General features: G+C 71.1%; 11 protein-coding genes. 4 read left to right on the top strand and 7 right to left on the bottom strand.

Annotated features, from left to right (window positions below; all coding sequences use genetic code 11):
- The first annotated feature begins 33 nt into the window (after positions 1–33).
- Entirely contained in the window at positions 34–1,662 is a 1,629-nt protein-coding gene (locus tag OHA19_RS28540; RefSeq protein ID WP_405712096.1) for an alkaline phosphatase D family protein, read from the top strand.
- A gap of 13 nt (positions 1,663–1,675) precedes the next feature.
- Here OHA19_RS28540 and OHA19_RS28545 read toward each other — a convergent pair whose 3' ends face one another.
- Positions 1,676–2,680 carry a Gfo/Idh/MocA family protein gene (locus tag OHA19_RS28545; RefSeq protein ID WP_405721387.1) on the bottom strand — a complete coding sequence of 335 codons (1,005 nt, stop codon included), beginning with the start codon at positions 2,678–2,680 and terminating at the stop codon, positions 1,676–1,678.
- A gap of 86 nt (positions 2,681–2,766) precedes the next feature.
- Between OHA19_RS28545 and OHA19_RS28550 the strand changes: the two genes are divergently transcribed.
- The gene (locus OHA19_RS28550; RefSeq protein WP_405712094.1) at positions 2,767–4,092 is read left to right on the top strand and encodes a multidrug effflux MFS transporter; all 1,326 of its coding nucleotides are present in this window, start codon (positions 2,767–2,769) and stop codon (positions 4,090–4,092) included.
- Between the two features lie 104 nt (positions 4,093–4,196).
- Here the strand turns inward: OHA19_RS28550 and OHA19_RS28555 are convergent, their stop codons facing one another.
- Positions 4,197–5,507 carry a hypothetical protein gene (locus OHA19_RS28555; RefSeq protein WP_405712092.1) on the bottom strand — a complete coding sequence of 437 codons (1,311 nt, stop codon included), beginning with the start codon at positions 5,505–5,507 and terminating at the stop codon, positions 4,197–4,199.
- Between the two features lie 195 nt (positions 5,508–5,702).
- On the opposite strand from OHA19_RS28555, the gene OHA19_RS28560 reads away from it, so the two are divergent.
- Positions 5,703–6,704, top strand: a complete 1,002-nt coding sequence (locus OHA19_RS28560; RefSeq protein WP_405712090.1) for a small ribosomal subunit Rsm22 family protein — start codon at positions 5,703–5,705, stop codon at positions 6,702–6,704.
- 15 nt (positions 6,705–6,719) lie between these two features.
- Here the strand turns inward: OHA19_RS28560 and ddaH are convergent, their stop codons facing one another.
- The gene (gene ddaH / locus OHA19_RS28565; protein ID WP_405712088.1) at positions 6,720–7,589 is read right to left on the bottom strand and encodes a dimethylargininase; all 870 of its coding nucleotides are present in this window, start codon (positions 7,587–7,589) and stop codon (positions 6,720–6,722) included.
- A gap of 408 nt (positions 7,590–7,997) precedes the next feature.
- Between ddaH and OHA19_RS28570 the strand changes: the two genes are divergently transcribed.
- Positions 7,998–8,744, top strand: a complete 747-nt coding sequence (locus OHA19_RS28570; RefSeq protein ID WP_405712086.1) for a bifunctional DNA primase/polymerase — start codon at positions 7,998–8,000, stop codon at positions 8,742–8,744.
- Between the two features lie 60 nt (positions 8,745–8,804).
- Here OHA19_RS28570 and OHA19_RS28575 read toward each other — a convergent pair whose 3' ends face one another.
- Genes OHA19_RS28575 through efeO form a run of 4 tightly spaced genes read right to left on the bottom strand, consistent with a single transcriptional unit; the run spans position 8,805 to position 13,108 of the window.
- A complete protein-coding gene (locus OHA19_RS28575; protein WP_405712084.1) occupies positions 8,805–9,743 on the bottom strand; it encodes a hypothetical protein in 939 nt (312 codons plus the stop codon).
- Complete coding sequence (gene efeU, locus OHA19_RS28580) at positions 9,676–10,647, bottom strand: iron uptake transporter permease EfeU (RefSeq protein ID WP_405712083.1); 972 nt, start codon at positions 10,645–10,647, stop codon at positions 9,676–9,678. The genes OHA19_RS28575 and efeU overlap by 68 nt, the downstream gene beginning before the upstream one ends.
- A gap of 30 nt (positions 10,648–10,677) precedes the next feature.
- The gene (gene efeB / locus OHA19_RS28585) at positions 10,678–11,952 is read right to left on the bottom strand and encodes an iron uptake transporter deferrochelatase/peroxidase subunit (protein WP_405752114.1); all 1,275 of its coding nucleotides are present in this window, start codon (positions 11,950–11,952) and stop codon (positions 10,678–10,680) included.
- Between the two features lie 19 nt (positions 11,953–11,971).
- On the bottom strand, positions 11,972–13,108 hold the full coding sequence (gene efeO / locus OHA19_RS28590; protein WP_405752117.1) for an iron uptake system protein EfeO: 1,137 nt from the start codon (positions 13,106–13,108) through the stop codon (positions 11,972–11,974).
- Positions 13,109–13,272: the final 164 nt, after the last annotated feature.

A 13,272-nucleotide genomic window follows, 5' to 3' on the forward strand; every position in this document is an offset into this window, starting at 1 on the left:
GCCGCAGTACATCACCAGCCAGGGGAGGGACAGATGACACACTCATCGCACCAGCAGGAGATGCGCGACGCGGCCAGGCAGGTCGGGCGCCGCCGCTTCCTCACCGTCACCGGCGCGGCCGCCGCGCTCGCCTTCTCGGTCAACCTGCCCGCCGCGGGCACCGCGAGCGCCGCCGAGCTGGACGCGAAGAAGATCGGCGACGACCCGTTCACCCTCGGCGTCGCCTCCGGCGACCCGCTTCCCGACTCGGTCCTGCTGTGGACGAGACTCGCACCGCGCCCCTACGAGCCCGGCAGCGGACTGCCCCGGGCCCGGGTGCAGGTGCGCTGGGAACTCGCCCGCGACGAGCGGTTCTCCCGCGTCGTGCGGCGCGGATCGGCCACCGCCCACCCGGAGTTCGACCACAGCGTCCACGTCGAGGTCAAGGGCCTCGACGCCGACCGGGTCTTCTACTACCGCTTCCGCACCGGAACGTGGACCAGCCCCGTCGGCCGGACCCGCACCGCGCCCGCCCGCGGCGCCCGCAACAGCTCGCTGAGTCTGGCCGCCATCTCCTGCCAGGCGTACCACGACGGCTACTTCACCGCTTACCGGCACCTCGCCCAGGAGGACGTCGACGTCGTCTTCCACCTCGGCGACTACCTCTACGAGTACGCCGTCAACGCGACCGGCGGCGCCCGCAACTACACCGACCGCAGGCTCCCCGCCCACTACAACCGGGAGACGGTCACGCTGGAGGACTACCGGCTGCGGTACGGCCTCTACAAGTCCGACCCCGACCTGCGCGCCGCCCACGCCGCACACCCCTTCGTCGTCACCTGGGACGACCACGAGACCGAGAACAACTACGCGGGCGAAACCCCCGAGAACGACGTCCCGCCGGAGGAGTTCCTGCTGCGCCGCGCCGCCGCGTACCGCGCGTACTGGGAGAACCAGCCGCTGCGCGCCCCGCAGCGGCCCACCGGCCCCGACATGAGGCTCTACCGGCGCCTGCAGTTCGGCCGGCTCGCCCAGTTCGACATCCTCGACACCCGCCAGTACCGCAGCGACCAGGCGTACGGCGACGGCTGGCAGACGCCCGGACCGGAGTCCGAGGACCCGTCGCGCACCATGACCGGCGCCACCCAGGAACGCTGGCTGCTCGACGGCTGGCACGCCTCGAAGGCCACCTGGAACGTCGTACCGCAGCAGGTCACCTTCGCCCGGCGGCGCGACGTCCCCACCGACGCCTTCAAGCTGTCCATGGACGCGTGGGACGGCTACCCCGCCTCCCGGAGCCGCATCCTGAAGGGCGCCGAGGCCGCCGGGGTCGACAACCTGATGGTGCTGACCGGCGATGTGCACGTCGGCTACGGCTTCGACCTGAAGAAGGACTTCGACGACCCCGCCTCCCGCACCCTCGGCACGGAGATCGTCGCCACCTCCGTCACCAGCGGCAAGGACGGCTCGGACAAGCCCGGCAGCTGGAACAACCAGATGCAGGCCAACCCGCACATGAAGTTCTTCAACGGCCGCCGCGGGTACGCCGTCGTCACCCTCGGCCAGGAGCAGGCGCGCGCCGACTACCGCACGGTGTCCGCCGTCACCACCCCCGGCGCGCCGCTCGCGACGGCCGCGTCGTTCGTCACCGAGGTGGGCAACCAGGGCCTCACGCCCGCGTAACGCCCGGCCCCGGTCAGCCGAGGTCGTCGGCCGCGTAGCGGACGCCGATGCGCTCACGTACCGCGTCGAGCGTCCGCATCACGGCCAGCGACCCGTCCAGCGGCACCAGCGGCGACTCCGTCTCGCCCGCCCGCAGCGCCCGCACCACCTCGGCCTGCTCGAACTGCATCCCGCGCAGCCCCGCGTCCGCGGCCCCGGCGGTGAACTCCTCGGGCTCGTGTCCCGGCCGGTGCAGCACGAACCGATCCGGGTAGAAGAAGCCGCGCGGGAACTCGATGCGGCCCTTCGTGCCCGTGACCGCGCCGGTCTGCGGGGTGTCCGCGACGAGCGAGCAGTTCAGCAGCGCCGAGGCGCCCGTCTCCGACCAGCCCAGCAGCATCGCGGTGTGGAGATCGACGCCCTCGGGGGAGAGCAGCGCGTGGGCCTGCACCCGGTCCGGCTCGCCCAGCAGCAGATGCGCGAACGACACCGGATAGACCCCGAGGTCCAGCAGCGCGCCGCCGCCCAGCGCCCGGTCGCGCAGCCGGTGCTCGGGCCCGAACGGGCCCGCGAGCCCGAAGTCGGCCTGCACGGTGCGGACATCACCGATGGCGCCGTCCCGCACCAGCTCCGTCATGCGCCGGATCACCGGGTTGCAGTACGTCCACATGGCCTCCATCAGGAAGAGCCCCCGGTCCCGGGCGAGCTTCACCAGCTCGTCCGCCTCCCGGGCGTTGAGCGTGAACGCCTTCTCGCACAGCACGTGCTTCCCGGCCTCCAGGCAGAGCGCCGCCGCCTCCCGGTGCGCCGAGTGCGGCGTCGCGACGTACACCACGTCGACCTCGTCGTCGGCGGCGAGAGCGGCCCAGCTGCCGTAGGCCCGGGGTATCCGGAACCGCTGCGCGAACGCCTGTGCCGAGGCATCCGTACGGGACGCGACGGCCACCACCTCCGAGCCGGGCAGCGACCGGAGATCCTCGGCGAACGTGGCGGCGATCCCACCGGTCGCCAGCACGCCCCAGCGCACGGTCCCGCTCATGCCTGTCATGTCTGCTCCCCAAAAGGTCTCGACCAGTCCGGCTGAGCTGAGAGCATAGATGCGGATTCAACGACATGGAGATGGAAATGCCGGAGAGCGGTGCGAGCCGGGCCCAGCAGGAACTCGCAGACATACCGACGACCGCCGGGACCCGGGCCGCGGAGCCCGCGGCCACCGGCACACCCACCGGAAAACCGGCCGCTGCCGAAGCGGCCAGGCGCACCGGGCTCCTCGTCACCCTCGTCCTCGGCGGCCTCACCGCGCTGCCGCCGCTCTCCATGGACATGTACCTTCCGGCGCTGCCCGCGGTCACCGAGTCGCTGCACGCCCCGGCCGCGACGGTCCAGCTCACGCTCACCGCCTGCCTCACCGGCATGGCGCTCGGGCAGGTCGTCGTGGGGCCGATGAGCGACCGGTGGGGCAGGCGCAGGCCGCTGCTCCTCGGCATGATCGTCTACGTGGTCGCCACCGCGCTCTGCGTCTTCGCGCCCACCACCGGCCTGCTCATCGGCTTCCGCCTGCTCCAGGGCCTGGCCGGTGCGGCGGGCATAGTCATCGCGCGTGCGGTGGTGCGCGACATGTACGACGGCCTGGAGATGGCCAGGTTCTTCTCCACCCTGATGCTGATCTCCGGGGTCGCCCCGGTCATCGCCCCCCTGATCGGCGGACAGGTGCTCCGGTTCACCGACTGGCGGGGCATCTTCGCCGTCCTGACCGTCGTCGGCCTGGTGCTCACCCTCGTCGTCTGGAAGTGGCTGCACGAGACGCTGCCGCCGCAGGACCGGCACACCGGTGGGATCGGCGAAGCGCTGCGCACCATGCGCGGACTGCTCGCCGACCGGGTCTTCGCCGGCTATACGATCGCGGGCAGCCTCGCCTTCGCAGTCCTCTTCTCCTACATCAGCGCCTCGCCGTTCGTCATGCAGGAGATCTACGGGGCGTCGCCGCAGACCTTCAGCCTGCTCTTCGGCGTCAACTCGGTCGGCCTGGTCATCGTGGGCCAGATCAACGGCAAGCTGCTGGTGGGCCGGTTCAGCCTGGACAAGGTGCTCGCGGTCGGCCTCTCGGTCATCGTGCTGGCCGCGGCCGCGCTGCTGCTGATGACGTCCGGGGTCTTCGGGAAGGTGGGCCTGGCCCCGGTCGCGGCCGGCCTGTTCGTGCTGATGTCGGCGATGGGCCTGGCGATGCCGAACACCAACGCGCAGGCCCTGATGCGCACGAAGCACGCCGCCGGATCCGCCTCCGCCCTGCTCGGCACCGCGTCGTTCCTGATCGGCGCCGTCGCATCGCCGCTCGTCGGCATCGCGGGCGAGGACACGGCCGTACCGATGGCCCTGGTGCAGCTGGTGTGCGCGGTGGGCGCGATGGCCTGCTTCCTGGGCCTGTGCAGGCCCTGGCAGCGGACGGCGTGACGCGGGTTTCGTGACGGGGGCTCCGTGGCGCGGGCTTCGTGGCGCGCGGCGGCGGGACCCGGGGCGGCGGGACCCGGGCCGTGGTCCGGCCCGGGTCCCCGACGCTACGAGGACCTCGGGTACCCGATCAGGTGCGGGCGGTTCTTCTCGTCCGTCCAGCGGAACAGGCCGACGCCGTCCGCGGTCTCCATGCCCGGTACGCGTACGTTCGAGGGCAGGGCGCCCGTCGAACCGCTGCGGACGGCGACCGCGACGGGGGCGCCGCCGCCGGCCAGGACGTCGGCCGCGTTGCGCGCGCTCGCCGCGCCGTACGCGGTGCCCTCGTCGTTCACCGACGCCAGGGTCAGCGGCTTCGTGCCGTCCGCGCCCTCGAAGCAGAACCCCCGCTTCGTGGCCAGGTCGAACGCGAGCGGTCCGGCCACCAGGTAGGAACCCGAGGGCGCGGCGACGAGCTGCGGGTACTGGCCCGGCTTTATCGCGGGCTTGCTGCACTCCACCGAAGCCAGCGGCTTGCCCGTCTCCGCGTCGTGCACCGCCCACATGTCGTGGGTGGCGGCGCGCTTGGCCTTCTTGTCCAGCTGCCACTTCGCCAGGATCAGACCCGGCACCACCGACGTCGGGATCCCGCTGACCTTGTCCGTGCCCTTGGGGGCGACATTGCGGCTGAACCAGCCGCCCTGCACCCAGAATTCCTTGGACCCGCTGACCAGCAGGCCCTTCTGCGTCAGCCCGCGCACCTCGGTGAGCTGCTTGCAGGTCTTGCAGCCCTTCGGGTACTTGAGCGCGGGGGCCGCGACCTTGGACACCCGGCCGGTCACCGGGTCGACCACCGCGCTGTTCGTCCGGCCGTCGCTGATGAGGATGCCGGGGCCGGTGGTGGAGACCGTCGGGACCGAGTTCCACGGCACCTCGACCCGCCGCCGGGAGCCGTCCTCCACGTCGTAGACATCCAGCGAGACGATGGTGTCGGCAGGCGTCAGCGCGTTCTCGCCGACCTTCCCGTACGCCCATGTCACGAAGTACTCGTGGTCGTCGACGGTGACCGACTGGAGCCTCGGGAACTGGTGCGGCGACGGAGGCCGCCAGCTCTCGCCGTGCCAGCCGGTCTGCCCCGTCTTGGAGTCGATGGTCCGCAGCTGGTACTTGGTCCCCGACTCCCGCACCAGATAGGCGAGGCGGCCCGTGGTCCGGGAGATCGCGTAGTCGGGCGAGGTCCCGATGAGCTCCCAGCCGCGCTCGGGCGCGTACGCGGCGGGGACGGTGAGCTGTGTCACATCGGCCGGACTCTTCTTCTTGGTCTGCTTCTCCGGTCCGTCCGTGTTCTTCTCACCGCTGCCGCAGGTGGCGAGCAGAAGAAGCATGGCCAGCACGAGCACTCCGCCGACCAGAACCAGGCGCACGATCTTCTGTCTCATGGTTCCCCTCGATGGGCAATCCCGACCCAGGCCCTGTCGTCGAACTGCCGTCTGCCCCGGCCTGATCCGAACGAAAGACCCTAGCGGCGGTCAGCGTAGCAACTTGCCCGGGCATCGCGGCAGTTCGGATTCCGTGCAGTTCCGCGCGGATACCGGGGCGGAGACTGGTCCGTCGGCTTTGCCTACAATTCGTCGGTGAACGCCACCCTCCCCACCGCGGAAGTCCTGCGCGCGACGCTCGCCGGACTGCTCGACGGACTGCCGCCCAAGCAGGCCGCCCAGGCCGTCGAACGGCTCATCGCCAACTACCGCGGGACCACCCCGACCGACGCACCGGTGCTCCGCGACCGCTCCGACGTCGCCGCGTACGCCGCGTACCGGATGCCCGCCACCTTCGAAGCGGTACGGTCCGCCCTCGACGCGCTCCGGGAGGCCGCCCCGGAGTGGACGCCCGCGACCCACACCGACGTGGGCGGCGGCACCGGAGCGGCGAGCTGGGCCGTTGCGGGGGCCTGGGCGGAGGAGGGGCCGCGGACGACGGTGCTGGACTGGGCCGAGCCCGCACTCGCCCTCGGCCGTGAGCTGGCCGGGCTCTCCGGCATCCCCGCCCTGCGCGCCGCCGAGTGGCGCCGGGCCCGGATCGGCGCGGGCCTCGAACTCGCCCCCACGGACCTGATCACCGTCTCCTACGTGCTCAACGAGCTGACCGCGGACGTCCGGGCCGCCCTCGTCGACGGCGCGGCGGCCGCGGCACAGGCGGTCGTGGTCGTCGAACCGGGCACCCCCGACGGCTACGCCCGGATCATCGAGGCCCGCGACCGGCTGATCGCCGCCGGGCTGACGGTCGCCGCGCCCTGCCCGCACAGCGCGGCCTGTCCGATCGAGCCGGGCACGGACTGGTGCCACTTCTCGGCCCGGGTGAGCCGCTCCTCGCTGCACCGGCAGATCAAGGGAGGTTCGCTGCCGTACGAGGACGAGAAGTTCAGCTATGTGGTGGCGACCCGCTTCGGGACGGAGCCCGTGGCGGCGCGGGTCACCCGCAAGCCGCAGATCCGCAAGGGGCAGGTGCTGCTGGAGCTGTGCACCCGCGACGAGGCTCTGCAGCGCTCCACGGTCACCAAGCGGCACGGGGAGCTGTACCGGGCCGCCCGGGACATCGCGTGGGGCGACGGGTGGCCGCCCGGCGAGAACGCCTGAGGGCCACCCGCCGGGTCAGCCCCGCAGCTCCTGCGTGCAGCACTTCACGCTGCCGCCGCCCTTGAGCAGCTCGCCCAGGTCCATCGGCACCGGTTCGAAGCCCCGTGCCCGCAGCGGATCGAAGAGCCCCGTCGCGGCCTGCGGCAGCAGCACATGGAGTCCGTCGCTCACCGCGTTCAGTCCGAGCGCCGCGGCGTCCGCCTCCTCGGCGATCAGCGCGTCGGGGAAGAGCCGGGCCAGCACCGACCGGCTGCCCGGCGAGAACGCGCCCGGGTAGTACATGATCTCGTCGCCCGCGTCGTCGAGCACGGACAGCGCCGTGTCCAGGTGGTAGTAGCGCGGGTCGACCAGATCGAGCCCGATCACCGGGCGCCCGAAGAACTCCTGCGCCTCGCCGTGCGAGAGCGGACTGGACCGGAAGCCCCGCCCGGCCAGCACGTACGACGCGGTGACCGCGAAGTCGCCCTCGCCCTCGTTGACGTGGTCCGGTTCATGGATCTCGGTGAAGCCGCGGGCCCGGAACCACTCGCGGTGGGCCCCGGCCTCCTCGTACCGCTCCTGGTACGCGAAGCGGGCGCCCAGCACCCGGCCGTCGATGACCGTGGCGCCGTTGGCGGCGAACACCATGTCGGGCAGCTCGGGGCGGGGGGTGAGCAGCTCCACGGTGTGCCCGAGGGTGCGGTACCGGTCGCGCAGGTCCTCCCACTGGGTCTGGGCCAGGGGGAGATCCACGGGCTTGCTGGGGTCCATCCAGGGGTTGATGGAGTACGTCACCCTGAAATGCGTCGGGGCGCACATCAGGTAGCGGCGGGGTGTGGCCCGACGGCAGGAGGTCTGGCGCGAAGCGCCTCCGTGAGGGGCGGGGGACGGGTGACGGGTCGGCAATGAGGGCTCCTCACGAAAGGCAGGGGTCGCCTGCCGATGGGGACGTCGCACGGGTGTGTGCGTGAGCCCATGGTCCGCTCTCCGGCGCCGGTGCGCAGTGATCCGATCGGGTGATTCCGTGCGACCGGGAGACGATGCGCACCGGCTCGTCCCGCTGACGGACCGGCCGCCGTGGTAGTGAACCGGGTGCCCGCGGCCCGGGTAGCACGGCGAGCGCTCATGTGCCGGCCAGGGAGGCGAGCCCGGGGGCACGTCGCCGCCCCGAGACGCACCCGTCATTTCATGACAAGAAGTGGGATAGTGCCCAGCTCACGGCGTCACCGCCCGTACCCCGCTTCCGGAGTCCGGCCACCCGAGGCGCAGGATGGTGGGACCATGGGCAGGGGCAACGCTGAGGTAAGGGGATAGATGGGCGCCGATTTCGGCCGTTATCGCGGCTCAGAGAGCAAATTTTCCCAATGGCTGCGACGCCGACCCAAACCGCAGCAGAGCGAGGTCGACGACACCGCCCGGGAGGCGCTGCTCCTGGCCGTCGCCGAGGCCGGAATGCCGATCGCGCCCGCCGCCCATCCGGTCGGATACCGATGTTCGTGCGAACGCATCGGCTGTCCCACCCCCGCCCGGCACCCGATCTCCTTCGCCTGGCAGACGCAGTCCACCACCGACCGGGCCCAGATCGAGCGCTGGGCCCGCAGCCAGCCGCAGGCCAACTTCATCACCGCGACCGGCATGATCCACGACGTTCTCGACGTGCCGCTGACCGCGGGCACCCAGGCGCTGGAACGGCTCCTCGCCGCCGGTATCGACGTCGGCCCCGTCGCCCGCTCCGGCGACGACCGGATGCTCTTCTTCACCGCCACCCGCGGTACGCCCGAGGACGAGGACGAATGGTGGCCGTGCGAGCTCGACTGCCATCCCGAGACCATGGACGAACATCCGGGGATGCGGTGGCACTGCCGGGGCAGCTATGTACTCCTGCCGCCCGCCCGGCTCCCCGGTGAGCTGGACGTGCGATGGGTGCGCGGGCCGGAGAACCCGCTGCCCGATCCGCTGACCCTGCTGGAGACGCTCACCGACGCGTGCGCGCAGTACGCGGACGCGGCGGACCAGAGCGATCTCGACCATGACTCGGTGGCCTGGCCGCTGAGCCGCTGAGGGCTGCGGGACACCGTCCGGCGGACGGCCGGGGCCGGCCCAGGGGCGGCCCCGGCCGAGTCACGAGCCCTTCGCCGCCGTCAGGCCCGGCAGCCTGTTCAGCAGGACGACCTTGCCGCCGTCCTTCGTCGAGCCCTTCTTCGGGACGTACACCAGTTGGCTGGAGACCCGCTCCTTGGTGAGGGTGGACTGCACCTCACCGGTCAGAAGCGCCTCCACATCGGCGTTGAGCGGCGGGCGCAGCCCCTTCGCCGCGGTCTGCCGCTCGAAGTGCTTGCTGCTGAAGAAGACCAGCGCCCCGCCGTCGTCCGTCTCCAGGCCGAGCGGGCCGAACGTACCGCTGTCCAGCGGCCGGTCGATGTACTGGAACGAGAAACCCGCCCGCCGGGTGGTCCGGCGAGCCTCCCGCCAGCCCGAGGTGGCGGAGCCGGGGGCGAAGACGTCCGGGGTGCCCTTTTCCAGGTACTGGGTGTACTGGGTGCTCAGGTCCTCCGGCGCCACGGCCGGCTCGGCGCTGTCCGCGGCCACCGGCCTGACCCGGCCGTCGTCGTCCTTCGCGAGGGCGGGCAGCAGGGAAGGGGCGACGATCGACAGGTAGGACGCCTTCCACCCGGCGCCGGGCCCGGACTTGACGAAGACGACCAGCCAGCGGGTGTCCAGCTTCCCGCTGTCCTGGTCGCGGTTGGAGTCGGTGTCCGCGACGAACCACCGCGGCCAGCCGGCCTTCTTCGGAATGAGATACGTGGCGTCGGTCAGCTCCAGCGGCGAGTGGTCCGGGTTGCCGTCCGGCTGGTTCTTCTGCCGCGCCTTCAGACCGGCCTGGTTGATCGCACCGAGCGGCCCGGTGACCACGTCCGCGTCCAGGGCCGGGTCGTAGGCCTTGTCCGCCGCGTTGTACGCGGTGGTGAAGGCCTTCAGGGCCTGCGCGGCCTCAGACCTGGTTGCCGCCGGAACTACTTCCAGCTCGCCGTGCACCGTCACGCAACCGCTCGCCGTCAAGGACAGCACCGTCGCCGTCGCGAGCCCCGTCGCCAGCCGAACCGGCCTCAGGCTTCTCATCCGCTGCTTTCCGCGCCTTCCGATCCGTCGCCCCCACTGACCGTCCGAACCCTACCGGGGCGAGGAACAGCGCGAGGGTGGGGATCAAATACAGCGCCCACACAGTGATCTGGAGAACGGTCGGGTCGGGCTGGAAGTTGAACGTGCCCTTCAGCAGCGTTCCGTACCAGCTGTCCGGCGGAATCGTGGCGCTGATGTCGAACGCCCGGTTGTGGAGACCGCCGATGAACTCCGCCTCCTGGAGGTCGTGGACGCCGTACGCGAGCACGCCCGCGGCGACGATCACCAGCATGCCGCCGGTCCAGGTGAAGAACTTCGACAGGTTGATCTTCAGCGCGCCCCGGTAGAACAGCCAGCCCAGTACGACGGCGGCCGCGATCCCGAGGAGCGCACCGATCATCGGGTGCCAGCCGTCGTCCGCCGCGTGCACCGCACGCCACACGAACAGCGAGGTCTCCAGGCCCTCCCGGCCCACCGCGAGGAGTGCCGTGGCGACCAGTGCGCCGGTGCCCATCGCGAGCGCCGCGTCGAGCTTGCCGTGCAGCTCCGTCTTCAGGTGCCGCGCGGTGCGCCGCATCCAGAAGACCATCCAGGTCACCAGGCCGACGGAGACGATCGACAGCGAACCGCCGAGCGCCTCCTGGGCCTTGAACGTCATCTCCTGCGAGCCGAATTCGAGCCCGGCGCCGAACGCCAGGCTGACGACGATCGCGATCCCGACGCCGGTCCAGATCGGCACCAGCTTGTTCTTGTTGCCGGTCTTCACCAGATAGGCGATGAGGATGCAGACGACCAGGCTGGCCTCCAGCCCCTCGCGCAGGCCGATCAGGAAGTTGCTGAACACGTCTCGGTTCTCCTTCTGTTCCGAGTCCCGTTACGAGAACAGCGCCCGGCCCCACCAGTCGTCCTTGTCGCGGACGCCCGGCGGGACGGCGAAATGCGCCGAACCCACGTGCTGGATGTACTCGTTGAGTGCGTCGTGCGCCGCGAGGCGCCGCTGCAACGGAATGAATGCCTTGCGGACATCGCGCTGGTAGGCGATGAAGAACAGCCCGGCGTCGAGCCGGCCGAGGCCGTCCGTACCGTCGGTGAACGAATAGCCGCGGCGCAGGATCGTCGCACCGTCGTTGCTGTCCGGGTGGGCGAGCCGTACGTGCGCGGTCGGCAGCATCGCCTTCAGGAACGGCTCGTCGCGCTCCTTGGACTTGCCGACCGGGGCGCCCTCGCCCTTGTCGCGGCCGAAGACGTCCTCCTGCTCCTGGAGCGGGGCGCGGTCCCAGGTCTCGATGTGCATCCGGATGCGCCGGGCGACCAGGTACGAGCCCCCGGTCATCCAGCCCGCGTCGTCCTTCCCGCCGACCCACACATGCTTGTCCAGGGCGGCGGTGTCGGTGCCGGAGATGTTCCGGGTGCCGTCCTTGAAGCCCATCATGTTGCGCGGGGTCTGGGCGTCCGGCGTCGTCGAGGACGTCTTGCCGAAGCCCAGCTGGGACCAGCGGATCGCGGTGCGGCCCATGCCGATCCTGGCGAGGTTGCGGATGGCGTGCACCGCGACCTGCGGGTCGTCCGCACACGCCTGGACGCAGAGGTCGCCGCCGCTGCGCGCCGCGTCGAGGTTGTCGCCGGGGAACTTCGGCAGGTCGACGAGCGCCTCGGGACGCTTGTCCTCCAGACCGAACCGGCCCTTGGCGAACAGCGAGGGCCCGAAGCCGATGGTGAGGGTGAGCCGGGACGGCTTGAGCCCCAGCGCCTCGCCCGTGTCGTCCGGCGGTGCCTCGGCGAGACCGCCGTACGCCCCGTCGCCGACCGCGTGACCGGCCGTCATCCGCTCCGCCGCCCGCGTCCACTCCTTGAGCAGCGCGACCAGTTCGGCGCGGTCCTTCGTCGTCACGTCGAACGCGGCGAAGTGCAGCCGGTCCTGTACGGCGGTGGCGATACCGGCCTGGTGCGCACCGTGGAACGGCACGGCCGCACCGCTGTCCGCGGCCGGCACCGCGTCGTTCCCCGGGCGCACCGCGGCGACCGCGCCACCGGCCGCGACGGCGCCGAGCGCGAGACCCGCGCCGCCCCAGCCGAGCAGCGCCCGGCGGGACGGGGCGGGGCCGGAAGTCTCCGCCGGTGTTTCGGCGGCCTGCGTCTGATCGGACATGACCGGAGCCCTCCGCTCGTTACTTCGTCACCGCGGCGGCGAGCCGGGACAGCGGCTCGGCCAGCGCGTTGACCGCGTCCGAAAGCTCCTTGCGGTCGGCCTTGCCGACCTTCTCGTACGAGGTGAACTCGTAGGAGCCCTTGTCCTCGCGGTACTTGTCCAGCAGCGTGTTGAGCTCCGCGAACCGCTTGTCCAGGGTGGTGGTCAGCGCCGCGTCGTTCTTCGAGGCGATCGGCTTCAGCAGCTCGTAGGACTTCTCAGCGCCCTCGACGTTGCCCTTGAAGTCGACCAGGTCGGTGTGGCTGTAGCGCTCCTCCTCGCCGGTGACCTTGCCGGTGGCGACCTCGTCGAGGAGCTCCTTGGCACCGTTGGCCATCGAGGTCGGGGTGATGTCCGCCGTGCCGACCCGCTTCTGCCAGTCGAGCAGGTCCTTGTAGAGGGTCGGCGCGAGGGCCTTCTCCTCGGCGCCCAGCTTCTTGTCCTGCCACAGCGCCTTCTCCAGGCGGTGCCAGCCGGTCCACTTCTGGCCGTCCTCCAGGCCGTCCTCGCGGATGTCGACCTTCGGGTCGATGTCACCGAAGGACTCGGCGACCGGCTCGGTGCGCTCCCAGCCGAGGCGGGAGTCGGCGTAGATCTTCTTGGCGGCCTCGATGTCACCGGCGGCGACGGCGTCCGTGAACTTCTTGGCCTTCGGCAGCGTCTCGTCGGCCTGGGCCTGGACGTAGGTGCGGTACTCCGCGACGGCCTTGTCCATCTCGGGGCTGCGCTTGGCCGCGGAGGCGCCGGTGATCTCCAGCTTCTGCCGGATGCCGTGGCCCTTCATGCCGGGCTTGCAGGCGATCTCGTACGAACCGGCCTTGATCTCGGCCGTGATGTTGGCCTTGGTGCCGGGGCCGATGTTCTCGCGCTCGGCGACGATGCGGTCGTCCGGGAACAGGACGTAGACCTCGGTGACCTTGGATCCCTTGTTCTCCACGGCCAGTTCGATGTGACCGGCCGGGAGTTTCTTCTTCGACACCTCGCAGGAGTCGTCCTTCGCGACGACCTGGATGGCGCCGTCGCCCTTGCCGTCGCTTTTCTGTGCGCAGCCCGTGACGGCGGTCAGAGCGGCCACCGTGGCGGCAGCGGTGACGACGGAGAAACGAACGGCTCGCATACGGGCTCCACAGGAGGACGAAGGGGAAGCGGGAGAAGATCCGGACAAAGGCAGGTGAGGCGGACCTAACTTAACCGAGGCTTACCTGAGCGACACCCACCCGTGCAGTGATTCAGCTCTCATCCCGGTGGCGCGGGAACGAGCTGATCACGGACCACCCATGG

It is taken from the genome of Streptomyces sp. NBC_00012 (assembly GCF_045040875.1).
Taxonomy (GTDB): domain Bacteria; phylum Actinomycetota; class Actinomycetes; order Streptomycetales; family Streptomycetaceae; genus Streptomyces.

Coding starts and splice junctions, on each gene's coding strand:
- OHA19_RS28540 (WP_405712096.1), top strand. CDS start 34: ATGACACACTCATCGCACCAGCAGGAGATGCGCGACGCGGCCAGGCAG.
- OHA19_RS28545 (WP_405721387.1), bottom strand. CDS start 2,680: ATGAGCGGGACCGTGCGCTGGGGCGTGCTGGCGACCGGTGGGATCGCC.
- OHA19_RS28550 (WP_405712094.1), top strand. CDS start 2,767: ATGCCGGAGAGCGGTGCGAGCCGGGCCCAGCAGGAACTCGCAGACATA.
- OHA19_RS28555 (WP_405712092.1), bottom strand. CDS start 5,507: ATGAGACAGAAGATCGTGCGCCTGGTTCTGGTCGGCGGAGTGCTCGTG.
- OHA19_RS28570 (WP_405712086.1), top strand. CDS start 7,998: ATGGGCGCCGATTTCGGCCGTTATCGCGGCTCAGAGAGCAAATTTTCC.
- efeB (WP_405752114.1), bottom strand. CDS start 11,952: ATGTCCGATCAGACGCAGGCCGCCGAAACACCGGCGGAGACTTCCGGC.
- efeO (WP_405752117.1), bottom strand. CDS start 13,108: ATGCGAGCCGTTCGTTTCTCCGTCGTCACCGCTGCCGCCACGGTGGCC.